At 34.1% G+C, this 23,836-nt stretch carries 21 protein-coding genes; 8 read left to right on the forward strand and 13 right to left on the reverse strand.

Features of this window, described 5'->3' with window-relative positions:
* Positions 1-69 precede the first annotated feature (69 nt).
* The 4 genes from ftsH (at position 70) to sixA (ending at position 4,748) form a co-directional block, all read left to right on the forward strand.
* Positions 70-1,965 carry an ATP-dependent zinc metalloprotease FtsH gene (gene ftsH, locus EV697_RS02625; RefSeq protein WP_132022232.1) on the forward strand — a complete coding sequence of 632 codons (1,896 nt, stop codon included), beginning with the start codon at positions 70-72 and terminating at the stop codon, positions 1,963-1,965.
* A 109-nt stretch (positions 1,966-2,074) separates the two neighbouring features.
* Complete coding sequence (folP, locus tag EV697_RS02630; protein ID WP_132022234.1) at positions 2,075-2,902, forward strand: dihydropteroate synthase; 828 nt, start codon at positions 2,075-2,077, stop codon at positions 2,900-2,902.
* 30 nt (positions 2,903-2,932) lie between these two features.
* On the forward strand, positions 2,933-4,267 hold the full coding sequence (glmM, locus tag EV697_RS02635; protein ID WP_132022236.1) for a phosphoglucosamine mutase: 1,335 nt from the start codon (positions 2,933-2,935) through the stop codon (positions 4,265-4,267).
* 13 nt (positions 4,268-4,280) lie between these two features.
* Positions 4,281-4,748: a phosphohistidine phosphatase SixA gene (gene sixA, locus EV697_RS02640; protein WP_132022238.1), complete on the forward strand. Its 468-nt coding sequence runs from the start codon at positions 4,281-4,283 to the stop codon at positions 4,746-4,748.
* 65 nt (positions 4,749-4,813) lie between these two features.
* On the opposite strand, the gene dolP is transcribed toward sixA, so the two are convergent.
* The 4 genes from dolP to EV697_RS02660 are packed head-to-tail and all read right to left on the reverse strand — an operon-like array spanning position 4,814 to position 8,144.
* The gene (gene dolP / locus EV697_RS02645) at positions 4,814-5,401 is read right to left on the reverse strand and encodes a division/outer membrane stress-associated lipid-binding lipoprotein (RefSeq protein ID WP_132022240.1); all 588 of its coding nucleotides are present in this window, start codon (positions 5,399-5,401) and stop codon (positions 4,814-4,816) included.
* A 57-nt stretch (positions 5,402-5,458) separates the two neighbouring features.
* Positions 5,459-6,043, reverse strand: coding sequence for a D-sedoheptulose-7-phosphate isomerase (locus tag EV697_RS02650; protein WP_132022242.1), 585 nt, complete (start codon positions 6,041-6,043; stop codon positions 5,459-5,461).
* Between the two features lie 9 nt (positions 6,044-6,052).
* Positions 6,053-6,415: a YraN family protein gene (locus tag EV697_RS02655; protein WP_132022244.1), complete on the reverse strand. Its 363-nt coding sequence runs from the start codon at positions 6,413-6,415 to the stop codon at positions 6,053-6,055.
* A gap of 1 nt (position 6,416) precedes the next feature.
* Positions 6,417-8,144, reverse strand: coding sequence for a penicillin-binding protein activator (locus EV697_RS02660; RefSeq protein ID WP_132022246.1), 1,728 nt, complete (start codon positions 8,142-8,144; stop codon positions 6,417-6,419).
* Between the two features lie 76 nt (positions 8,145-8,220).
* Here EV697_RS02660 and rsmI point away from each other — a divergent pair, with 76 nt between their 5' ends.
* Complete coding sequence (gene rsmI / locus EV697_RS02665) at positions 8,221-9,066, forward strand: 16S rRNA (cytidine(1402)-2'-O)-methyltransferase (RefSeq protein ID WP_132022248.1); 846 nt, start codon at positions 8,221-8,223, stop codon at positions 9,064-9,066.
* Positions 9,067-9,147: 81 nt separating this feature from the next.
* On the opposite strand, the gene mtgA is transcribed toward rsmI, so the two are convergent.
* The 7 genes from mtgA to tgt form a co-directional block, all read right to left on the reverse strand.
* A complete protein-coding gene (gene mtgA / locus EV697_RS02670; RefSeq protein WP_132022250.1) occupies positions 9,148-9,867 on the reverse strand; it encodes a monofunctional biosynthetic peptidoglycan transglycosylase in 720 nt (239 codons plus the stop codon).
* On the reverse strand, positions 9,839-10,153 hold the full coding sequence (trpR, locus tag EV697_RS02675; RefSeq protein ID WP_132022252.1) for a trp operon repressor: 315 nt from the start codon (positions 10,151-10,153) through the stop codon (positions 9,839-9,841). The genes mtgA and trpR overlap by 29 nt, the downstream gene beginning before the upstream one ends.
* Positions 10,154-10,185: 32 nt before the next feature.
* Positions 10,186-12,231, reverse strand: a complete 2,046-nt coding sequence (locus tag EV697_RS02680) for a transglycosylase SLT domain-containing protein (protein ID WP_132022254.1) — start codon at positions 12,229-12,231, stop codon at positions 10,186-10,188.
* Positions 12,232-12,351: 120 nt separating this feature from the next.
* Positions 12,352-13,317 (reverse strand): protein translocase subunit SecF, encoded by a 966-nt coding sequence (gene secF / locus EV697_RS02685; protein ID WP_132022256.1) that lies wholly within the window; start codon positions 13,315-13,317, stop codon positions 12,352-12,354.
* An 11-nt stretch (positions 13,318-13,328) separates the two neighbouring features.
* On the reverse strand, positions 13,329-15,179 hold the full coding sequence (gene secD / locus EV697_RS02690) for a protein translocase subunit SecD (RefSeq protein WP_132022258.1): 1,851 nt from the start codon (positions 15,177-15,179) through the stop codon (positions 13,329-13,331).
* 49 nt (positions 15,180-15,228) lie between these two features.
* Positions 15,229-15,528: a preprotein translocase subunit YajC gene (gene yajC / locus EV697_RS02695; RefSeq protein WP_132022260.1), complete on the reverse strand. Its 300-nt coding sequence runs from the start codon at positions 15,526-15,528 to the stop codon at positions 15,229-15,231.
* A gap of 105 nt (positions 15,529-15,633) precedes the next feature.
* The gene (gene tgt / locus EV697_RS02700; RefSeq protein WP_132022311.1) at positions 15,634-16,797 is read right to left on the reverse strand and encodes a tRNA guanosine(34) transglycosylase Tgt; all 1,164 of its coding nucleotides are present in this window, start codon (positions 16,795-16,797) and stop codon (positions 15,634-15,636) included.
* A gap of 194 nt (positions 16,798-16,991) precedes the next feature.
* Between tgt and EV697_RS02705 the strand changes: the two genes are divergently transcribed.
* The gene (locus EV697_RS02705; RefSeq protein WP_132022261.1) at positions 16,992-18,410 is read left to right on the forward strand and encodes a YdgA family protein; all 1,419 of its coding nucleotides are present in this window, start codon (positions 16,992-16,994) and stop codon (positions 18,408-18,410) included.
* 102 nt (positions 18,411-18,512) lie between these two features.
* Here EV697_RS02705 and queA read toward each other — a convergent pair whose 3' ends face one another.
* Together queA and trhP are read right to left on the reverse strand one after the other, a co-directional pair.
* Positions 18,513-19,604 (reverse strand): tRNA preQ1(34) S-adenosylmethionine ribosyltransferase-isomerase QueA, encoded by a 1,092-nt coding sequence (gene queA, locus EV697_RS02710; RefSeq protein ID WP_132022263.1) that lies wholly within the window; start codon positions 19,602-19,604, stop codon positions 18,513-18,515.
* Between the two features lie 249 nt (positions 19,605-19,853).
* Positions 19,854-21,227 (reverse strand): prephenate-dependent tRNA uridine(34) hydroxylase TrhP, encoded by a 1,374-nt coding sequence (gene trhP / locus EV697_RS02715; RefSeq protein WP_132022265.1) that lies wholly within the window; start codon positions 21,225-21,227, stop codon positions 19,854-19,856.
* Between the two features lie 423 nt (positions 21,228-21,650).
* On the opposite strand from trhP, the gene EV697_RS02720 reads away from it, so the two are divergent.
* Positions 21,651-23,525, forward strand: coding sequence for a ShlB/FhaC/HecB family hemolysin secretion/activation protein (locus EV697_RS02720; RefSeq protein ID WP_132022267.1), 1,875 nt, complete (start codon positions 21,651-21,653; stop codon positions 23,523-23,525).
* A gap of 174 nt (positions 23,526-23,699) precedes the next feature.
* The coding region (locus tag EV697_RS02725) for an ESPR domain-containing protein (protein ID WP_207904084.1) at positions 23,700-23,836 on the forward strand (137 nt) is incomplete at its 3' end.

Consider the following 23,836-nt stretch of genomic DNA (forward strand, 5'->3'; position numbering starts at 1 on the left):
TTCATATATATGTAGTAATCTTCGTATGACAAATTATTAACTAAAAAAAGAGGTAATACCTTGAACGATATGGTAAAAAATTTAGTCCTTTGGATTGTGGTTGCGGTGGTAATGATGACTGCATATCAGGGATTTAATACTGATTCCTCAGGGAATTCAATTGATTATACAACGTTTATTAGTGACGTAGAAAATAGTCAAATTTCTGCGACAAAATTTAATGAGCGTGGTGAGATTTTTGTAACAAAAAAAGATGGTTCTAAATATACAACTGTTTTACCAACGCCACTAGAAGATAGAAAATTGCTTGATGATTTACTTAAATCAAAAGTAAAAGTAGATGGTGCGTTGCCTGAAGGGCGTAGTTTCCTTTCGCAAATTTTTATTTCTTGGTTCCCTATGCTTCTGCTTATAGGTGTTTGGTTTTTCTTTATGCGTCAGATGCAAGGCGGTGGTGGAAAAGCCATGAGCTTTGGAAAGAGTAAAGCAAAGATGCTAACAAAGGATCAAATTAAAACAACTTTTGCTGATGTAGCAGGCTGTGATGAAGCCAAAGAGGAAGTTGGCGAGATTGTTGATTTCTTAAGAGATCCAACAAAATTCCAAAAGTTAGGTGGACGTATTCCTAAAGGTATTTTGATGGTTGGTCCTCCTGGTACTGGTAAAACATTGTTGGCAAAAGCTATTGCTGGTGAGGCAAAAGTCCCTTTCTTCACAATTTCAGGTTCTGATTTTGTTGAAATGTTTGTTGGGGTTGGTGCTTCTCGTGTGCGTGATATGTTTGAACAAGCTAAGAAAAATGCACCTTGTCTGATCTTTATTGATGAAATTGATGCAGTTGGTCGCCAACGTGGTGCAGGACTTGGTGGTGGACATGATGAGCGTGAACAAACTTTAAACCAAATGCTTGTGGAAATGGATGGTTTCGAAGGTAAAGAAGGGGTTATTGTTATTGCTGCGACTAACCGACCTGATGTATTGGATCCTGCATTGACTCGACCTGGACGTTTTGATCGTCAAGTGATGGTAGGTTTGCCTGATGTTCGAGGGCGTGAGCAAATTCTTAAAGTACATATGCGTAAAGTACCTATTGCACCAGAAGTGGATGCAATGGTATTAGCTCGCGGTACCCCGGGTTATTCTGGTGCAGATCTTGCGAATCTTGTTAATGAGGCTGCTTTATTTGCTGCAAGAACAAATAAACGTATTGTTACAATGCTTGAATTTGAAAAAGCAAAAGATAAGATTAATATGGGGCCTGAACGTCGTACGATGATTATGACCGATAAGCAGAAGGAATCAACAGCTTATCATGAAGCTGGTCATGCTATCGTTGGTTATTTAGTCCCAGAACATGATCCTGTTCATAAAGTAACAATCATTCCTCGTGGGCGCGCATTAGGGGTAACGTTCTTTTTACCAGAAGGTGATCAGATTAGTATTAGCTATAAACAATTAGAAAGTAAATTATCTACGTTATATGCAGGACGCCTAGCGGAAGAGCTTATTTATGGGGAAGAAAATATTTCTACTGGAGCGTCAAATGATATTAAGGTAGCCACTAATATTGCACGTAATATGGTGACGCAATGGGGATTCTCGGATTCTTTAGGACCTATATTATACGCTGAAGATGAGGGAGAGGTCTTTTTAGGTCGCTCTATGGCAAAAGCAAAACATATGTCAGATACAACAGCACATATTATTGATGAAGAAATTCGTACATTAATCGCTCGCAATTATGAAAGAGCTAGACAGTTGCTCATTGATAATATGGATATTTTGCATGCGATGAAAGATGCTTTGGTAACTTATGAAACGATTGAAGAGCCTCAAATTAAACAATTAATGAATAGAGAGCCGGTTACTCCACCTAATGGTTGGGAAGATAAAACTTCATCAGATAATGTTGATACAAAAGATGATGAAAGTGCGGTAGAAAAAACGGAAGATTCTGATAAATAATCATTAATAAAATAAAAGCCTTTTTAGTTTGCTAAAAAGGCTTTTTATTTTGGTTAGTTTAAGGATTCCGATATAATTAGATATTATTTTTTGTGAGAGAAAACTCCAAATGAAATTATATGCAAACGGTAAGAGTCTTGATCTTACGACACCTCATATTATGGGGATTTTGAATTTTACCCCAGACTCCTTTTCTGATAGTGGAAAATTTTTTCAATTAGATAAAGCACTCATGCAGGTTGAAAAAATGTTGCAAGAAGGTGCGACAATTATTGATGTTGGGGGAGAATCAACCAGACCAATGGCGGATGAAATTACGTTAGAACAGGAGCTAGAGCGTGTTGTCCCTTTAGTTGAAGCAGTGAGAACACGTTTTGATTGTTGGATATCTGTTGATACATCTAAAGCAAAAGTGATGGAAGAGAGTGCTAAAGTTGGTATGGATATGATTAATGATATTCGAGCTTTGCGTGAGCCTAATGCTTTAGAAACTGCTACTAATTTAGATTTGCCTGTTTGTCTTATGCATATGCAAGGTCAACCAAGAACAATGCAACAAGATCCAGTATATGAGAATGTGGTTACCGATGTTCTTAAATTTTTAGAAAATCGTACCGCACTTTGTTTAAATACTGGTATTCGCAAGGAAAATATTATTTGGGATCCTGGATTTGGCTTTGGTAAAACATTGCATCATAATTATGAATTATTGAAAAATTTTAATATCTTTTGTGAAAAAGGCTATCCTGTTTTAGCTGGATTATCGCGTAAATCAATGATAGGTTTGGTTTTAGATAAATCTGTTGAACATCGTGTTGTGGGCAGTGTAGCCGGTGCGTTGCTTTCTATTGTGAATGGTGCTCGAATTGTTCGAGTTCATGATGTGGCTGAAACCGCAGATGCATTAAAAATTTGGTTGGCTACAAGCAATGCTTAAAAATAATAAAATTAAATAAAGGAATTAAAAATGTCAGAACGTAAATATTTTGGAACAGACGGTATTCGTGGAAAAGTTGGTGCTTCTCCGATTACGCCAGACTTTGCTTTAAAATTGGGATGGGCTGCTGGAAAGGTATTGGCGACTCATGGTTCGAATAAAGTATTAATTGGTAAAGATACGCGTATTTCTGGGTATATGTTAGAGTCTGCGTTAGAGGCTGGATTGGCAGCAGCGGGCTTATCTGCTGCTTTTACAGGACCAATGCCAACCCCTGCGATTGCTTATTTAACTAGAACATTTCGAGCAGAGGCGGGTATTGTCATTTCTGCTTCACATAACCCTTATTATGATAATGGTATTAAATTTTTCTCAACAGATGGTACAAAATTACCAGATGAAGTTGAGCTTGCAATAGAAGCTATGCTTGATGAGCCGATGGATTGTGTGGAATCGGCTGAGTTAGGTCGAGCAAGTCGTATTAAAGATGCAGCGGGGCGCTACATTGAATTTTGTAAAAGTACTTTCCCCGCTCATTTAAGCTTAGAGAATTACAAAATTGTTGTAGATTGTGCTAATGGGGCAACTTATCATATCGCACCTAATGTGATGAGAGAGTTAGGGGCTGAAGTAATAGAAATTGGTACTTCACCAAATGGAATGAATATTAATCAAAAATGTGGCGCTACTGATATAAAATCTCTACAAGATAAAGTAAAAGAAACTAACGCTGATGTAGGTTTAGCCTATGATGGCGATGGAGATCGTCTGATTATGGTTGATCATTTAGGTAATAAAGTTGACGGTGATCAGATTATATTTATTATTGCCCGAGAGGCTTTGCGTAATGGATCGTTGCAAGGTGGTGTAGTTGGGACATTAATGAGTAATATGCGTTTAGAACTAGCCTTAAAAGAACTTGCAATTCCTTTTGTAAGAGCCAATGTTGGCGATCGCTATGTACTTGAAAAAATGCAAGAGCATAATTGGAAACTTGGTGGGGAAAATTCAGGTCATATTATTATTTCAGATAAGAATACAACAGGTGATGGTATTATTGCTTCTTTGGCCGTTTTATCTGCAATGGTTCAGCATAATTTATCTTTAAATGAATTAACAAAAGCGGTACAACTTTTCCCACAAGTGTTAATTAATGTTCATTTTTCTGGTGGTCAGAATCCACTTGATTCGGAAACAGTAAAATTAACAGCACAAGAAGTCGAAGCAAAATTAGCTGGTAAAGGACGAATTTTATTACGAAAATCAGGAACTGAGCCATTAATTCGTGTTATGGTTGAATGTGAAGATGGAGCATTAGCACAAGAATGTGCAGAGAAAATAGCAAGCGCAGTAAGAGAAAATTAATTAGAGAGAAAGTATGCAAATTTTTATTATGCGTCATGGTGAGGCAGAAATGATGGCTGAGTCAGATATGGCTCGCCATCTTACATCAAATGGTCGTAAACAAGTTCGACAGCAAGCAGAATGGTTAAAATCAGTAGGGGTTAATATTGATAAAGTTATTGTGAGCCCTTATGTTCGGGCACAGGAAACTTTTGATGAAGTAAATGCAGTATTTGTAGATACGCTAAGAGGTAAGAAAGAATTGTGTAAATCAATTACCCCTTATGGTGATGTAGCAATAGTGATTGAATATTTATCAGTTCTTAATGATGAAGGTGTTGAGAATGTTTTCTTAATTTCTCACTTACCTTTGGTTGGAGAAATTGTTGCGAGATTAGTCAATCAAACTAATACAGTAAATTTTTATCCTTCGACTATTGTACAAATTGAATGGAATAAAAGTGATAAAAGAGGTCAGTTAAAGCATATTTGCATACCTTAACATAATAACATCCTTTCTCATTTTTAGATGAGAAAGAATGTTTAGATTAAAAAATTAATTTTAGTTTATTGTATATAATTAAAGACTTTTACTACTTTTTTTACACCAAGTATATTTCTAGCAACATTTGCAGCAGCATTGGCTTGATCTTGTGTAACATTACCCATTAAGAAGACTTCCCCATTTTCTGTAATTGCTTTTATGTCTGTACTTTTTACATTTGAATCAACAAGTAATTTTGATTTTACTTGTGTAGTAATCCAACCATCTTTACTGATTTGCCCGAATGAAATCGGCGATCCTACACGTAATTCATTATATACTTTATTCACGTATTCAACGCCTTCAGTTAGGTTTGTAACCTGCTCCTTTAATGTTTCATTTGGAACTTGACCGATTAATAGAATTTGCCCACTATAGGATACGACATTAATACGAGCTTCAGATTTTATTTGGCTATCTTTATTAATTGTCAGTAATACTTTTTCTTCAAGTGTTTCATCATCTACTTGTGTACCAACTGTTCTTGGATCGGTTGCTATTTTTGTTGCAGCCGCTGCTCCAACACCAACAACAGTTGCAGTAACACATCCTTGTAACAGTATTACAGATCCGATAATTAGGCTTAGTAACTTAATTTGTTTGATATTCATATAATGCTCCTTTTATTTAAGGGATATAGTTTGTATTGAAAATATTTATTTACCAAATTACGTATGAGAAAATAACTTATAATCAATGAGTTCACAAATACTATTAATAATAAATAAGTGGTTTTCTAAAATACGGCTTTCTTTTATTGCAGGAACGGAAATCTCAATATCGTTGTCAGTTAAAAATCCCTTAATATGATCATTCTTTGTTCCTGTTAAAGCAATTACATGCACTTCTTTAGTTAAAGCGCAACGAATGATGTTTAAAATTGCTTCTTCATTTCCTAATGGTGAAAATATTACCAATAAGTCACCGGCTTGTGCAATCGCATTAAATTGGCGTTGATAGATATTATTTGAATCTTCATCAAAAAGAATTGAAGATCCTATCGCTCCCTCCAAGCTAAGTAGAACTGAGGGAAAACTTGGTCTCTGTAATTCATAGCGATTGAGAAGATTTGCAACAAAAAATTGTGCATTAGCATAAGAACGGCCATGACCACATACAATAATTTTATTATTTCTCAGTAAGCAATCTACAATATTTTCAGCCCCCCTTACTATATTTCTAGTTAGTAGGCTAGAGGCTGATATTTGTATTTGTATACTTTCAGAATAAATATCTTTAATTTTATTTAGCATAATAATTTATTATTCATCTAAAAAATTAGGTAACCATTCAACATCATTGTCTGATGCACCAAAAGCAACGAGATCAAAACGGCAATCTGTATCTTCCAAGCTTAAGTCATATTGAGATAACCATGCACTTGCAGTATTGAGCCACTTTGTTTGTTTTCTGTAATCAACACTTTCGATAGCCGTACCAAAATCGTCATTTTTGCGTTGTCTAACTTCAACAAATACAATGGTTGCTTGATCTTTCATTATTAAATCAAGTTCGCCACATTTGAAATGTTGATTTGCTGCAATGAATGTTAATCCTTGCTTTTCCAAGAAAAGGCGAGCTTGATATTCAAAACTCGCCCCCTGATCTCGTTTAGAGAAAAACATATTAATTTTCTTCTACATAAATTGTAGCATCTTTATATTGGAACCAAGTCATTTCACGTTCAATATTGCAATTAGAATTAGTCGTTAATTTTCCAGTTAGACCATTAATACTAAAACTAGGAATTTGACGTATTTCATTGAATTGATTAATTAACAACCAAGCATCTGTACCCATTGCATATAAACGCATTAAAGAATAATCATTATTTACTAATTGTGCTGTTTTTTGATATTGTGTTGATTCAGCTTCTTTGAAGAAAGGTATATCACTAAATTTAACACCATTCATAAGTAAGTTATATTCTGGACCATTATTTGGTGAGTGACTACGAGAGCTTGCATATAATTTGATATTTTGATTTGTATTATCAACCACTGTTTTAATTTCTGCAAGCTGTTGGCTATCTGAAATAATATACAGTGCCTGAATATTTGAATTTAAGCTAGATTGTAATGCCCCAACAATATCATCATATTGATTATAAAATTTTACATTCGCATCAGTAGCAGAGATTTGTTGCCAACGAACGTTGAATGCAGAAGCAACTCGTTGTCCTAAATCATTTTGTGGTACCACAACTAATGGTATACGAACCCCATCATTCCACATTTTTGTTGCGGCTGATTCAGCTTCATCCTCAGGAGACAATCCATAATAACAAAGCTGGTTAATTGGGCGTGCATTTGCTGTTGAATTTAATGCAAGAATATTAACACCTTGAATTAATGATGGAGAATTTAAAAGCACATCAACATTCTGTTTTAATAATGGACCAACAATAGTGTTAATACCTTGCTGTTTCGCCGTTGCTATAATTTGATCTACTGGCATTGTCATCGTATCAAAAACAGCCACTTGAATATTACTATCGCCTTTAGCATCATCAAAACCTTGTTTAATGGTATCACCAATAAGTTTTGCACTACTTGTTAAAGGGAGCACTAACCCAATTTGAGATAAACGTGTTTCTTGAAAGTTAAATAATGCTTGTAATTCAGTTGGAAATAAATAAGCCGCACTATGACTTGGATATGATGCTTTCCATCTTTGTAGTGCTTCGCTGAGTAAATTTGTTTGATTTAGGTTATCATTATAGGTTCTTACTAAGGCTAACCACCCACCAAGAGCAATATTTCCATTTGCTGACGTATTATTTATGATCCCTTTATTTGTATTACGTAATAACGTCCAAGTGCAGTCAATATTTTCTTGTTTTCTTTGAGTATCAGTTAAATAAGAATCCATTTGAATTCTTGCTTTTACCGCCTCAATTGAATTGTGGCTATTTTCTTCTATGTGTGCAATGGCTTGATAATAACGTGATTTTTGAGAGTTACTTAATAAATTTAGATTAATTTTAGCGAGTAAATTTCTAGCATATGTGCTTTTCTTTTTAACTGCAGCTATATGTGCATCAATAATGGATTTATCAAGTAATTGTTCTTTATTAAGATCTTTTAGTTCTGACAAGAATGCTTCAGCCTGTGCTATTTTATTTTCTGTAATAAGTACTCGGGCAGCTAATAGCTTATAAGTTTGTTGATCTTCAACATTTGGTGCTTTTTCAATATGACTTATATAATAATCTGAATTTGCATTGGCATCTTTTCTTAATTCACTAGTAAAACTGCTATCAAAAAAATTGGATGTACAGCCGGCTAAAAATAGTGTAAATAAAAATGGTATTAATCGTTTCTTAATATGAACCGCTTGTAATAGAATAGACATAATTGCTCCTTAGGTAAATGCAATAAAACGATCTTACTTATCTAATACATTAAAATCAAATAAAAGAAGTAAAAAAATGAATAATTTAACTGGAACTCTATATATTGTCGCAACACCCATTGGGAATTTACAAGATATTACCCAACGAGCATTGGATATTTTTTCTCAAGTTGATTTAATTGCCGCAGAAGATACAAGGCATAGTGGCTTATTATTAAGTCATTATGGTATAAAAAAGCCATTTTTTGCATTACACGATCATAATGAGCAACATAAAGCTGATTTATTAGTGGAAAAGTTACAACAAGGAATAAATATTGCTCTTATTTCTGATGCAGGAACACCATTAATTAGCGATCCTGGTTTTCATCTGGTGAGAAAATGCCGACAAGTTGACATTAAAGTCGTACCTCTACCAGGAGCTTGTGCTGCTATTACTGCATTATGTGCATCGGGTATTGCCTCTGATCGTTTTTGTTTTGAAGGATTCCTTCCTGCAAAAACAAAAGCACGTTGTGATAAATTGGAAAGTTTGCTTGAAGAACAAAGAACGATGATTTTCTATGAATCTACTCATCGTATTTTAGATTGTTTGAAGGATATTGAAAAAGTATTTGGTGAAGATCGTTATTTGGTGTTAGCAAGAGAAATTACTAAAACCTGGGAAACGATCAAAGGTGATAAAGTTTCAGCTTTACGTTCTTGGTTAGAAGAAGATCCTAATCGTACTAAAGGTGAAATGGTCTTGATTATTGAAGGAATACAAAAACAAGATAACAATGATATTTCATCACAAGCAATAAAAGCGTTAAAACTACTAGTAAAAGAATTACCCTTAAAAAAAGCGGCTGCGATAGTAGCGGAACTGTATGGCTACAAGAAGAATGAGTTGTATCAGCTTGGTCTGGAGCATTTAGAATAAAGGATATTTTTAACTATAAAGTACGGTATAAAAAATAGATATTTTGAAAAATATTAAAAATTTATACCGCACTTTAGTTTATTAATCTAGCTTTTCTAAATAACCTTTCCCTAATTGATTCATTTGTTTCATTATCCAAGCTTGCTTTCTTTTTACATAAGCACTTGGTTTATTGACTTTAAAAATAATTGGATTAGGTAAAACCGAGGCAAGTAAAGCAGATTCTTGTTGAGTTAATTGTTTGGCGGATTTTTTAAAATAATATTGGCTAGCGGCTTCTACACCAAAAATACCATTTCCAAATTCAGCGATATTTAAGTATACCTCTAAAATACGCTTTTTATTCCATAATAGTTCAAGACTTAGGGTTACTGGTACTTCAATAGCTTTACGGAGCCAACTTTGACCGTGCCACAGGTATAGGTTTTTAGCTGTTTGCTGTGAAATAGTGGAACCACCTCGTGTTTTTTTTGATTTTTGATTATGTTTTAAAGCACTTTCAATGGCATTCCAATCGAAACCATTATGTTCAGGAAATAATTGATCTTCTGTGGCAATAACCGCTAATTGCATATAAGGCGAGATACTAGCTAAGTTTACCCATTTGTATTTTATAGGATAAGTTTCCCCTGTTATCCAATGGCTAATTTTCTGTTGAGCCATATAAGATGAAAAGGGGATAGCAAAAAAACGAAAGAGTAGAGTAAGAGTAAAAAATCCTAATACTACAAAAATAATACCACAGCGTAATTTGGCTAGAATAAAAGAAAATTTATTTTTCTTTGTTTTTCTTTTGCTCATTGAGTTGCTCTTTTATCCATTGCATAAAGTCTGGAGGCATCATTTTTATCATATTTGATCCTCTCGTAATCGTCGCTGCACTGGTATTTAGATTTTGTTGAATTTCTCGCTGTGGAATGTTGCCATTTAGTAATTGATCCACTATTTGTAATCTTAGTCCTACGGCATCTCGTTCATCTGCGGTAAGTAAAAGGGTTAATAGATCTTGTCCCTTACCTTGTTCAAAAGCGGTATTTAATATAGCCATGAAATCTTGCCAATGATCCATATTACGACTTACATACATATCAATATTCCTTTCTTAGCGTTACTATTGTACTAGTATAATCTATTTTTTTCTTCTTGGGTAAATTTTTCTAGAACTTTATGTTGTAAAATTTGATAATAATAGTCATAAGCTAGTACGTTTTGGACATAACCTCTAGTTTCATAATAAGGGATAGTTGCAATAAATTCAGCCATAGTCAATTTACCTTGTGATTTATCTAACCATTGATCTACTCGATGTGAACCTGCATTATAAGCAGCGGCAATTAAGATCCGATTGTTCCCATATTTGTCATAAAGCTCCTGTAAATGTTGAGTTCCCAGCATAATATTATCAAAAGGATCGAATAATTGACTCTCTTTTTTATAAGGTAATTCTTGGCGTTGTGCGGTTAATCTTGCAGTACTTGGTAATAGCTGCATTAATCCTCTCGCATTGGCATGTGATGAAACATCGGTACGCCATGCACTTTCTTGACGAGCGATCGCCATAGCAAAAGTGCGGTGGATTTTTCGATTTTTTAGTAAAATATCAAACCAATCTTGATAAGCATTAGGTAAACGTAATCCAATATAATCCCAGGCTTTTGCTTTAATGGTTGCTTCTACTTGTAGATCAAACCATTGTTTTGACTCTGCATATTTTGCAAGAGTGAGTTTCTCGTTAAAATCACTTTGTTCTAGTAGGTAATACCATTCTTGATTAACCGCATATTTATCATCTAAATAATAAAGTTCTTCAATTCTTGTTAATGGTACTGAAAATTTTTGAACGACATTTAATATTTGTTGTTGATCGGATACACGTTTTATTTCAGGGTAATAAGCAACTTTTAATTCTTCTGCTGCGAGCATAGGGTAGAAACCACGCTCATTTTTTGCAAGTTGTTCAAAAATAGTGTTAGCTTTTGATTTTTTACCTTGTTTTTGCCAATATTTAGCTAACCAATATTGCCATTCCTGTTCATTTTTTGTTTTATCAGAAAGGATATTTAACCATTTAAAAATATCTTCTTTTTGACGAATAGCAGCACGAATACGGCGTTCTAATAGCTTATCATTTTTAAGATTTCGCAATGTATCATCACGCCATTTTTGTAATGAAGAATTTTCAGTATCAAAAATATGTGATAGTAGAATACTTTTCCATTGATTTATTTGTTGTTCACTCAAATTGAAATGTATTGCCCATTCTTGAAATAGATTAAATGGATTTAATTTGTCTAAATCATTTTCATTTAACCCTTTTATAAAAGAGGGATAAGCATTTAATAAAATAATTTTACTATTTTCATTTTCAGGTAATAATTTTTCAATGGAAAACTGATTGTCAGGATTGATTAAGTTTTGGGAATTTTGTCGTAAGTTATATAAATCAGTTAACCAAATTTTTAATTCAGGATCAGTTGCTTGTAATGTAAGATGTTTTAGTAGCCCTGTATTATTGCTGTTAAAAGCAAGTAAAGCTCGTTTTTTTACCAATTCTTCAGTTAATCCACCTTGTTCAAACCATTTAGCTAACAGTGGATCACAACTATTTGGTAAACTATCTCCAGTTAACCATAGCTGAGAAAGATCAAGAGCGTTTTTATTAAGTGCGGTTATTTTTTCTCGGTTTTTTTGTTGTTCATATTCAGCTTTTTGAACAATACATTGAGAACTGGTATCTGTCGGCAAGTTTAATTTATTATCAATAATTATTTGCCAATTTTCTTGTTTTTGTTGTTGCACTAACCAAGCTCTTTTTAGATCATTAGTTTTATAAAAATTAGGATTATTTTTTTCAAATTGATCAATGACTGAAAACTCAATTTCTTCTATTTCAGATAATAACAGGTTGTATTTAGCATAAGTATAAAGAGGGTAATCTTTTATCTCTTCTAATAATTGACTTGTGATAGAACGTGTTTTTTCACTATTAGATATGGCTAAAAACTGATTAATTTTTTGGTAAATCTCTCGCTGTTTTTGTAATTTCTGCTGTTGAGCTAAGGGATTTATTTCAACATTTGATGAAATATTAGTAGCAACCTGTTGACTAGCAAAGGAAGTAAAACTGATGAAAGAAATTGCTATTGTTAATAATCTTATTCGCATAGTTAAACTTCCTTTATTGAAATATTGATATAAACAAAAACCCGATCAATTCGGGTTTATGAAAATCTTAAAAAATTAGACCGCACTTTATTGAGAAAGTGCGGTATTATTATTTCTAATTTATGGCATTTCTTCAATGTCTTCTTTGCTGACTTTCTTAATAATCATATGCTCACGTTTTAATCCGAGATCTAATGCCACAGAAATAGCAATATAGATTGTAGAATAAGTACCAAAAGCAATACCAATTAATAAAGCCAAAGAGAAGCTATGAATTGTTGGACCACCAAAAATAAATAATGAAACTACCACAAATAGCGTAGTAATTGAGGTCATCAAAGTACGAGCTAAGGTTTGTGTTAAGGAAATATCAATAATTTCTAAAGTTTCAACACGGCGAATCTTTCTAAAATTCTCACGAACACGGTCAAATACTACGATACTATCATTTAACGAGTAGCCGACTACCGATAAAATCGCCGCCACGAAAGTAAGATCCATTTCAATTTGGAAAAATGAAAAAATACCTAGTGTGACCATTACGTCATGAGCAAGAGCAACAATTCCTCCTACGGCAAGACGCCATTCAAATCGTAAACCAATATAAGCAAGTAGTAATAATAAAGTTGCTAAAGTTGCATAAATTGCACCCTGTGTTAATTCTTCCCCGACATTTGGTCCTACGAAATCAACACTAAGTACTTGTATTCCATTATCCAATGTAACAAGCATATCCTTAATCTCATTACCGATTTTAGCATCACCAGCAGAAGCAGAAAGGCGGATCATCACATCTTTTACTCCACCATTCGTTTGTACAATAGCACTAGGAAAACCATTTGCTTTTAATGTATCTCTTACTTTTGGTAAGTCAGCGGGTTGGGAAAAGGTTGTTTGTACAACTGTACCGCCTGTAAAATCAAGTCCCCAGTTAAATCCTTTTGTTACAATAAAGAAAATACTTAGAATAGTAACAAAAAGTGAAAAGGCATAACCAACAAAACGATATTTTGTAAACGGAATTAATTTAAAGGGAAGGATAATTCCCTTATGATCATATTTTTCTTTACGTCTAAATAAACTCACAGTATGCACCTTTAAATTGATAATTTTTTAACACGTTTACCACCATATACCCAGTTTGCGAGCATACGTGTACCTGTGATTGCCGTAAACATTGAAATTGCCACACCTAATGAAAGCGTAATAGCAAATCCTTTTACTGGACCTGTTCCCACTGCATAAAGCACAATGGAAGTTAAAATTGTGGTTAAGTTAGCATCAAAAATACTACTAAATGCACCACTATATCCTTCGTGGATTGCTTGTTGAATGGTTCGTCCGTTACGAATTTCTTCTCTTATCCGTTCAAAGATAAGCACGTTGGCATCGACAGACATTCCTACGGATAAGACAATCCCTGCAATTCCAGGCATTGTTAATGTTGCACCGGGAAGTAATGACATTAATCCCACTAACAAGACCATATTTGCCATTAGTGCGATATTTGCAAAAAAACCAAAGAGTTTATAATAAACCAACATAAATACGATAGTAATAACTAATCCCCAAATTCCAGCGGTCAGTCCTTGTTCCACATTTTGAGCTCCAAGAGAAGGACCAACAGTACGCTCTTCAACTATTTGGATTGGAGCAGTTAATGCACCGGAACGTAATAATACAGAAAGATTTTGAGCTTCCGCAGGGCTGTCAATACCTGTAATTTGGAATTGGCTACCGAAACGACCTTGAATAGTCGCAACGTTAATCACTTCTTCGTGTTTTTCTAAAATAGATTTTCCGTTGTCATCTTTTTTACCACTATCTTTATATTCTACATATAAAGTTGCCATTGGTTTTTTTAGATTTAATTTGGTGGTTTGAGACATTATCTCACCGCCTTCAGAATCTAAATTAACACTGACTTGTGGTGAAGAGGTGTTTTGATCTACGCCTGAACTAGCATTAGTGATATGTTCCCCACCTAATACGGCTCGTTTATAAAGCACTACAGGGCGACCACTACGATCATATTTTACTTCAGAATCTGATGGAACCAATCCTTTTAAGGCAGCTTCAAGATTAGCATTTTGGTTAACTAAACGAAATTCTAATGTAGCTGTTGCGCCTAAAATCTCTTTTGCTCGAGCAGTATCTTGTACACCAGGTAATTCAACCACAATACGTTCAGCACCTTGACGTTGAATAACTGGCTCAGCTACCCCTAATTCTTCTACACGGCGACGTAAAATACTTAAGTTTTGTTCAATCGCATGATCACGAGCTTCAATTAGAGCTGCTTCAGAGAATTGTAATGAAAGGGTATTTTCTGATATTGATTTTACATCAAGTGTTGGGTGTTTTTTTCTTAGGAAACGTTCAACCGTAGAAAGTTCTTCTGGTTTTAGTAAGATAATTTCAGTACTAAATGAATTACCTGCACGAATGGCAGAATAGCGATATTTTTCTTTACGCAATTCAGTACGTAAACTATCTTCTAGTTGTTCTTGACGTTTACCTAAAGCCGTATTCATATCGACTTCCATTAGAAAGCGAACCCCACCACGTAAATCAAGTCCCCATTTCATCGGATTACCACCAATGCTTGATAGCCATTGTGGTGTTGCTGGGGCTAGGTTTAGTGCAATCGAATAAGCATTACCGAGTTTCTCTGCGATCTTGTCTTTAGCTAATAATTGAGAGTCAGTATTATGAAATCTAACTAAAATCGATCCATTATTTAAGGAAAGTGATTTTGAATCTAGATTATTTTCATTTAATAAGTTTTGAATGTCAGCTAGAACAGCTGTATCGGCTTGTTGTCCACGAGTTCCTGAAATTTGAACTGCGGGATCTTCACCGTAAAGATTTGGAAGTGAGTACAAAACTCCAATGGCGATCACAAGGATCACCATTATATTCTTCCATAAAGGGTAACGATTTAACATACTTTTTAGTTCCCTTGAGGAATAAATTAAAAGATAAATAAATTAAAAATTAAAGGGATTTTAATGATCCTTTTGGCAATACCGCCACAATAAAATCACGTTTAATGGTAATTTCAGTCGTATCATTTAATGCAATTACTACATAATCAGTTTCAGCACCAATTTTAGTGATTTTACCGATAATACCGCCAGAAGTAAGTACTTCGGTTCCTTTTGCTAATTCAGACATTAATTTTTGATGGGCTTTATTACGTTTTGCTTGTGGGCGATAAATCATAAAATAGAAAATTAAGCCGAAAATAACAAAAATAAATAACATTGATAAAGGGCTACCTTGTTGAGCGTCCATGTGTTTATCCTTTTAAAGTTAAGTTGATATTAATATAAAAATAGATGTTTAAAATAGCATAAAATACGCTTAAAGTGAAAATATCTTTTAATTTTAACCGCACTTTTATTTACTATTATCTTGACTATTTATTTCAGTTTGTAATGGTGGAATCGGTTTGCCAATTCTTGCATAAAATGTTTCTACAAATTCCTCAAATTTACCTTCATCAATAGCCGTTCGAATCTCAGCCATTAAACGTTGATAATAGCGTAAATTATGAATAGTATTTAATCTTGCCCCTAAAATTTCACCACACTTATCTAAATGATATAAATAGGCTTTGGTATAATTTTTACAAGTATAACAATCACATTCTGGATCTAGTGGTGTGATATCATCTCGATATTTGGCATTACGAATTTTTACAATCCCATCAGTAACAAATAAATGTCCGTTACGAGCATTGCGAGTAGGCATTACGCAGTCAAACATATCAATACCACGTCTTACCCCTTCCACTAAATCTTCGGGTTTACCAACACCCATCAAATAGCGTGGTTTGTCTGTCGGAAGCTGTGGACAAACAGACTCTAAAATACGGTGCATATCTTCTTTAGGTTCACCAACGGCTAAGCCACCTACGGCATAGCCATCAAAACCAATATTTACCAATCCTTCAACAGAAATCTTGCGTAATTCTTCGAATGTACCACCTTGAACAATACCAAATAAAGCATTTTTATTACCTAATTCATCAAAACGATCACGGCTACGTTTAGCCCAACGTAATGACATTTCCATTGATTTTTTTGTGTAATCAAAAGTTGAAGGATAAGGGGCACATTCGTCAAAGATCATTACAATATCTGAACCAAGATCATATTGAATTTCCATTGATTTTTCAGGGGATAAAAAAATATGTTCCCCATTAATCGGGTTTTGAAATTTAACCCCTTCTTCCGTAATTTTTCTAATTTTGCCAAGACTAAAAACTTGAAAACCACCGCTATCTGTTAAAATCGGGCGATGCCATTGCATAAAATCGTGCAAATCACCATGTTTACGCATCACTTCTTGACCAGGACGTAGCCAAAGATGGAAAGTATTACCAAGTAAAATTTCCGCACCAGTTGCTCTTACTTCTTCTGGCGTCATACCTTTTACTGTGCCATAAGTTCCTACAGGCATAAAGGCAGGAGTTTCTACTTTAAATTCACCTTGTGGGCGATTAAAGGTCATCGTACCACGACGTGCATTGCCATCGGTCGTGTGTAATGTAAATTTCATTGTCATAAATATATTTTTCCTTTTCGAATAAACAGTTCGAGGGTTGTTGTAATTGTTTCGAAGAGGGCATTATAAGGGAATTTCATACAAATGTTTAGTCTTATCAAATAGTTTCGAGTATCATATAAATTAAGTTAGAACTAAGTGTAATAGTATTTTTTAATAAATACATAATTAAGGTGAAAGGAGAAAAAATGAAATTATCCACAATAGCTGTTTCTGTTGCTGTTATTTTAGGTGCTTCAGTAGTTGGTGGTAGTTGGTACACAGGAAAGCAAATTGAATCACAATATCAACAATGGGTTGATATTGGTAATACTGAGTTAAAAAAATTAGATATTTATGGTATTCAAGCTGAAATTAAAAATATAAGGGTAGAACGTCACTTTTTTAGTTCAGATGTTCAATATGATTTAGCCGTAAAAGGAATAGAAGGTAACGCAGAAGTATATACTTTTAAAGGAAATGATAAGGTTCAACATGGACCATTCCCAATTAATCGCTTAACTTCGCTTAAATTTTCGCCTATTATGGCAAGCGTTAAAAATCAGATCATTGCACCAGAAGCTTTCCGTTCTTATCTTAAACAAGATGAATTATTATCAGGAAATACAGATCTGAGTTATTCAGGAGATACCAATGGTCAATTTGTGATAAATACAATTGAGTCAGTTGGTGAAAAGGAAGATAGTTCATTTAAAATTGATAAGATTAATCTAAATTTTGATTTAAATAGATTACAAGAAGGTAAAGTAGAAATTATCACGCCAAAAATAACAATTAAAGATAGCGATGCTTTGGTTGATTTTGAAGGAGTGAAATTTACTCAAGATACTAAGAAAAACGCAAAATATACCTATCTTAATGAAGAAGATTATCGACTTGAAATGGACAAATTGACTTTTACTTATTTTGAAGATGCTGGTACTTTTGTAATGAATGACCTTAAGTATAATAGTGATCAAAAATTTGTAGAAAATGGGAAGTTAGCAGTAACTAGTGATCTCCTATCTAAAATAGCACTTATTCAAGGCGATAAAAAAGCTGAGTTAGGAAAATTTAAGTTTGATTTTGATGCCGAATTAGATGCCTTATTAACCGATCAGTTTGTAGCGTTTCTTTATCAAAATTACAAAAATATGGATAAAATGCCTCAAAAAGAAGTGGAAGAACATTACTTAAAATTGTTGCAATCAGAGCCAAAATTTAATTTCAAAGAAATTTCATTAGAAAATAGTCAAGGTAAAACGGATTTATCATTGGATATTGCACTTAATAAATTTGATCCAAAAATGTTAAATCATTTGGAAAATATAGTCTCAATTTTTAATAAACTCAAAGTAAAAGCTAAACTCAATATTCCATTTACCAAAGAATTTATTGCCGAAGTGAGTAAATTTGATCCAAATGTGCCGCAATCACCAGAGGAAATGGTCGATGAATTAGTGATATTAGCAAAACAACAATCACCCTATTTAACCGTAGATGATAAAAATATAGGCTTTAATTTAGAAACAAAAGATGGTGATGTATTTATTAATGAAAAGCTAATTCCAAAGAAAGAAGTGAATGCTGCTTTGATGATGATTCTTTTTTCATTAGCAGTACATTAAAATCTTAAAATAACTTATTGTGCTTAACTTACTTAACTAAAGTGCGGTTAGATTTTCCACTGTTTTAAAAACAAAAGAAAAACTGACCGCACTTTTTATTGATTATTCCAGACCTTTCACATTGTCATTTTTAGTAATAAACATCGCATCCCCATAACTGAAAAAACGATAGTGATTTTCTACCGCACTCTTGTAGGCATTCATCGTGTGAGAATAACCTGCAAAGGCAGAAACTAGCATAATCAAAGTACTTTCAGGTAAATGGAAATTGGTAATTAAGCAATCTATTATTCGGAATTTTTTACCGGGATAAATAAAGATTGACGTATCTGAAAAATAAGGTTCAATCAAATTGCCATTTCCTTTATTTTCTGTCTCTAAAGCAGCACTTTCAATAGAGCGTACCGAAGTGGTACCTACTGCAATAACACGCTTACCTTTTGCTTTTGTTGCTAAAATAGCATCTACAACGTTTTGAGATACTTCCACATATTCAGCGTGCATTTTATGATTTTCGATATTTTTCACACGAACAGGTTGGAAAGTACCTGCTCCAACGTGTAGTGTAACAAAAGCAAAATTAACCCCTTTATTTTTTAATTGTTCCAACAATTCATCATCAAAATGCAATCCCGCTGTTGGAGCTGCAACTGCCCCCGGCACTTTATTATATACTGTTTGATAACGTTCTTGATCCGCTTCTTCATCGGGGCGATCAATATAAGGGGGAAGGGGCATATGCCCAATTTTTTGTAATACATCTAAAAGTGGGGTAGTTTTTTCTGCAATTTCTAATTCAAATAAATTATCGTGGCGAGCCACCATAATCATTTTCACACCATTATTTTCACCGAGTTTATCTTCCCCTAAAAATAATTCCGCCTTTTCTTTTGGGGCTTTTGATGAACGAATATGAGCCAGAAAACGAGTATCAGTTAATACACGCTCCACTAATACCTCAATTTTTCCACCGCTGGCTTTACGACCAAACATTCTTGCGGGAATAACTCGGGTATTATTGAAAATAACTAGATCGCCCTCATTGATCAAATCGACTACATCAGAAAAAGTGCGGTGAGAAATTTCACCATTTTCACCATTTAATTGTAATAAACGACTAGCTCGGCGATTGGGGGTAGGGTAGCGAGCAATTAACTCATCAGGTAAATTAAAATAAAAATCAGATAATAGCATAACAATTAATATAATATTTGAATAAAAACAATGTGCTAGTCTATGGTTAATTGCCTTATTTCACAAGAAAAAACTGCGATTCTTGAGAATAACCTGTATTTTTATACTGTTATTTAGGCAAAAAAAAGCCCTTTCGGGGAAGAAAGGGCAAAAATATAATAATTATATTTGGAGTCATACTTTTTAGGGTATGGGTGTATTATATATACAAAATTAACAAATGCAACATTTTTTTAACATTTTTGTTGTTTATTTAGCGTGGGGGTGACGGGTATTAGTATTTACTAAATTACGCATTAATAATGCATAATCTAATGAAATATCTTCTGGTACATCAAGAAAAACAAAATGTCCATCACCACGACCTGCATCGATTTCTTCATTTTTACGGTTTAACATTCTTTTAATGGTGAACATAATATTGCCTTTAGGTGTCATCATTTCTACTTCATCGCCTACCAAAAACTTATTTTTAACTGCGACTTCTGCCATACCTTGTTCGTTACGCTTACCAGTAAATTCGCCAACAAACTGTTGGCTTTCTGAAATAGAATAACCATATTCGTAGTTTTGATACTCATCATGGGTATGACGGCGTAAAAAGCCTTCGGTATAACCTCGATGAGCAAGGGATTCTAAGGTATTCATTAAACTTTTATCAAATGGTTTTCCTGCAACCGCATCATCAATCGCTTTACGATAAACTTGAGCCGTTCTTGCGCAATAATAGAAAGATTTTGTCCGACCTTCAATTTTTAATGAATGCACACCAAGTGCGGTCAATTTTTCTACATGTTGTACTGCACGTAAATCTTTTGAATTCATAATGTAAGTGCCATGCTCATCTTCAAAAGCTGACATCTGTTCTTCAGGGCGTTGACTTTCAGCGAGTAAAAAGACTTTATCTGTTGTGTTACCTTCGCCTAGAGTAGGTGCTACATTTTTGACAGGAATTTCTTCACCAACATTGACAATATTACCAATTTCATCTTCTTTGGCTTCAGTAACGCTATATTCCCAACGACAAGCATTAGTGCAAGTGCCTTGGTTTGGATCACGTTTGTTAATATAACCTGATAATAAACAGCGTCCCGAATAAGCCATACATAATGCACCATGTACAAAAACTTCGATTTCCATATCTGGTACTTGTTGGCGAATTTCAGCAATTTCATCAATAGAGAGTTCACGAGATAAAATCACTCGAGTGAGTCCCATTTGTTTCCAAAATTTAACCGAAGCCCAGTTTACTGCATTAGCTTGCACAGAAAGATGAATCGCCATATCAGGAAAATGTTCACGAACCAACATAATTAAGCCCGGATCTGACATAATTAACGCATCTGGCTTCATCGCAATAACGGGTTCTAAATCACGAATAAAGGTTTTTAATTTTGAATTATGAGGGGCAATATTCACCACCACATAGAATTTTTTACCTAATCCATGGGCTTCATCAATACCGATTTTTAAATTAGCATGATTAAATTCATTATTACGTACTCGTAAACTATAACGAGGTTGTCCTGCATAAACCGCATCCGCCCCATAGGCAAAAGCATAACGCATATTTTTCAACGAACCTGCTGGTGAAAGCAGTTCGGGTGTAAATGGAGTAGTCATAAATTTCTCTTAAAGTCTGATAACAAGTCAGTAACCTACATCAAGTAGATTGTGTAGAAAAAATTTGGGGAAATACCAATTATAGAATAATTTTCTGCTATTTTTGCCCGCTAAATTATTCAAATTAGAGTAAGTATCAGTATAAACCAATTTAAAGTTGCTACATTCTACTTTTTTTCTCTTTATTGTAAAGTATGTATTTTATTGCAGCGCACAAAAGAATTACAGGGAGATAATTATCAATATTAAAAACACTAAACTTATCATTCATTAATTCTGAAAATAGAAAAATATAATTAATTATTTTTATAAAATATTTTCCATAATTTATATTATTAAAAAAATAAAATATTGAGTTGATTAAATAATATATTTAAATTAGTATCATTATTAGTCAATAATATTATGTAAGAATGAGTTTATATGAAAAAATTATCACTATCTTTTATTACTTTAGTTGTAAGTAGCGTATTTTATCTGAATCAAGTTTTTGCTACTGAACCTTCCATAGAGCAAATTAAAGGCTTAGAAAAACTTGATGCAAAACAGCAACAACGGCAACAAGATCTGCTAGAACAAAAAGTTGAGCAGTTTTCCGCAAAATCAGAGGTACAGTTTGATACTCCTCCATCTTCAGATTTAGTACTACCCAAAGAGGAGCCTCTCTGTTATCCAATAAAAAATATTCATATTATTACGCATCCATCTTCACCGCTTTCTTCTTTCACTGTTTCCCAATCTTCAAGTTCTAATCTTTTTATTAATGAACATTTTTCGTCTCACTCTACTAAAGTGCTTAATACAATAACAACAGAAAAAAGCCAATTTAGCTGGGCATATCAAGAGGCAGCAAAATCATTAGGTTTAATTCTGCCTTACTGTTTTGGAGGGGAAGGGTTAAATGTCTTAGTGAAGAAAATGCAAAATATTATTATCGAATCAGGTTATGTTACTACCAGATTGGTTGTTGGTGAGCAAGATTTAAATTCAGGTCGATTAATATTAACGGTTATCCCAGGAATAGTGCGTAATACCATTATTGAAGATAAAAGTGGTGTAGATAAATTCACTCGTTTAGGGGCATGGACGGGAATAGTGCCACAAAAAGGGGATATTTTAAATGTTCGAGATATAGAGCAATCCTTAGAAAACCTAAAACGGGTTCCTACAGCTGATGCGACCATCAATATTGTACCGCCAGAGGGAGAATCTGAAATAGGGGAAAGTGATTTACATATTCAATATGCTCAGCGTTTTCCCTTTCGTTTAAGTTTAGGTCTAGATGATGCAGGCTCAACATCTACAGGACGTTGGCAAGGTTCAGCGACATTGTCTTTGGATAATATTTTTACGGCGAATGATTTATTTTATACCAGTTTTACCCATAGTCTTTCTAGACCTAATTGGGCGGGGGAAGATGACAAAGGACGCCGTCAAAGTCATAACTTAAGTTTTTATTATTCTGTACCATGGCATTATTGGCAATTATCAGCTAGTCATACAGAGAGTAAATATCATCAAGAAGTGGCAGGGGCTTTTGGTTCGACGGTCTTGTATTCAGGGGAAAGTGAGAACAGTAAACTGAGTTTATCAAGAATAGTATTTCGTAATAACCAACATAAAACCACATTAGTTGGTTCATTATGGGCAAGAAAATCCTATAATTTTATTGATGATGAGGAAGTGGGGATTCAACGTAAACGTACAGGTGGTTGGGAGTTTGGTATTCAACATAAAGCTTATCTAGGTAACATGACCCTTGAATTAGGTTTGAACTATAAACGAGGAACAGGATTAAACCATGCGATACCTTACCCAGATGAAAAATTTGATGAAGGTTCATCAAGGATGAAAATAGTCAGTGCCAACATTCAGCTAACCAAACCTTTTGAATGGGCAAATCAAGGCTTGGTTTATCGCACTAGCTTACAAGGTCAATGGAGTAAAACCGCATTAGTGGCACAAGACCGTTTTAGTATTGGTGGACGTTATACAATACGAGGCACAGATGGTGAGTTAAGCTTAAGTGGTGAACATGGTTGGGTATGGCGTAATGAAATAGCTATGAATCTTGGGCAAACGGGACAGCAGGTTTATGTGACTTTTGACAAAGGGCAAGTTAAAGGCAAATCAACTAAAGACTTAATTGGCACATCGTTAACAGGGCTAAGTTTAGGATTGAAAGGTGGCTGGAAATGGTTTAATTATGATGTTTTTGTTGGCACACCATTAAGTGTACCAGAAGGGTTTAAAACATCAGATACGGTGGTTGGCTTTAATTTAGGGGCGAGCTTTTAATGATAGTAGATACAGTAATGAATAGATTAAATTACTAGAAACAGAAACAGAAACAGAAACAGAAACAGAAACAGAAACAGAAACAAACAATAAAAGTGCGGTCAATTATTAGTTGATTATTGTTCAAATAAACAAGCAGGCATAAACGAATAAAATAAAAAAGAGGAATAGATTATGAATAAGTATTGTTACCGAGTGATTTTTAGTAAAACTCAGCAACGTTTTATTGTGGTATCGGAATTAGCGAAAGTAGATGGCAAAGCGAAAACAGAGAATACCACGTCTATTAACTCGGTATCAAAAACCTTTGA

Origin of the sequence: Bisgaardia hudsonensis (genome assembly GCF_004345785.1) — a bacterium.
GTDB lineage: Bacteria > Pseudomonadota > Gammaproteobacteria > Enterobacterales > Pasteurellaceae > Bisgaardia > Bisgaardia hudsonensis.

What these genes read in the sequence shown, in the direction of transcription:
- EV697_RS02650 (WP_132022242.1), bottom strand. Translation starts at nt 6,043, where the DNA reads ATGCTAAATAAAATTAAAGATATTTATTCTGAAAGTATACAAATACAA.
- yajC (WP_132022260.1), bottom strand. Translation starts at nt 15,528, where the DNA reads ATGGACGCTCAACAAGGTAGCCCTTTATCAATGTTATTTATTTTTGTT.
- glmM (WP_132022236.1), top strand. Translation starts at nt 2,933, where the DNA reads ATGTCAGAACGTAAATATTTTGGAACAGACGGTATTCGTGGAAAAGTT.
- tgt (WP_132022311.1), bottom strand. Translation starts at nt 16,797, where the DNA reads ATGAAATTTACATTACACACGACCGATGGCAATGCACGTCGTGGTACG.
- EV697_RS02660 (WP_132022246.1), bottom strand. Translation starts at nt 8,144, where the DNA reads ATGTCTATTCTATTACAAGCGGTTCATATTAAGAAACGATTAATACCA.
- secD (WP_132022258.1), bottom strand. Translation starts at nt 15,179, where the DNA reads ATGTTAAATCGTTACCCTTTATGGAAGAATATAATGGTGATCCTTGTG.
- dolP (WP_132022240.1), bottom strand. Translation starts at nt 5,401, where the DNA reads ATGAATATCAAACAAATTAAGTTACTAAGCCTAATTATCGGATCTGTA.
- rsmI (WP_132022248.1), top strand. Translation starts at nt 8,221, where the DNA reads ATGAATAATTTAACTGGAACTCTATATATTGTCGCAACACCCATTGGG.
- trhP (WP_132022265.1), bottom strand. Translation starts at nt 21,227, where the DNA reads ATGACTACTCCATTTACACCCGAACTGCTTTCACCAGCAGGTTCGTTG.
- mtgA (WP_132022250.1), bottom strand. Translation starts at nt 9,867, where the DNA reads ATGAGCAAAAGAAAAACAAAGAAAAATAAATTTTCTTTTATTCTAGCC.
- folP (WP_132022234.1), top strand. Translation starts at nt 2,075, where the DNA reads ATGAAATTATATGCAAACGGTAAGAGTCTTGATCTTACGACACCTCAT.
- EV697_RS02705 (WP_132022261.1), top strand. Translation starts at nt 16,992, where the DNA reads ATGAAATTATCCACAATAGCTGTTTCTGTTGCTGTTATTTTAGGTGCT.
- trpR (WP_132022252.1), bottom strand. Translation starts at nt 10,153, where the DNA reads ATGTATGTAAGTCGTAATATGGATCATTGGCAAGATTTCATGGCTATA.
- sixA (WP_132022238.1), top strand. Translation starts at nt 4,281, where the DNA reads ATGCAAATTTTTATTATGCGTCATGGTGAGGCAGAAATGATGGCTGAG.
- EV697_RS02720 (WP_132022267.1), top strand. Translation starts at nt 21,651, where the DNA reads ATGAAAAAATTATCACTATCTTTTATTACTTTAGTTGTAAGTAGCGTA.
- ftsH (WP_132022232.1), top strand. Translation starts at nt 70, where the DNA reads ATGGTAAAAAATTTAGTCCTTTGGATTGTGGTTGCGGTGGTAATGATG.
- EV697_RS02680 (WP_132022254.1), bottom strand. Translation starts at nt 12,231, where the DNA reads ATGCGAATAAGATTATTAACAATAGCAATTTCTTTCATCAGTTTTACT.
- EV697_RS02655 (WP_132022244.1), bottom strand. Translation starts at nt 6,415, where the DNA reads ATGTTTTTCTCTAAACGAGATCAGGGGGCGAGTTTTGAATATCAAGCT.
- queA (WP_132022263.1), bottom strand. Translation starts at nt 19,604, where the DNA reads ATGCTATTATCTGATTTTTATTTTAATTTACCTGATGAGTTAATTGCT.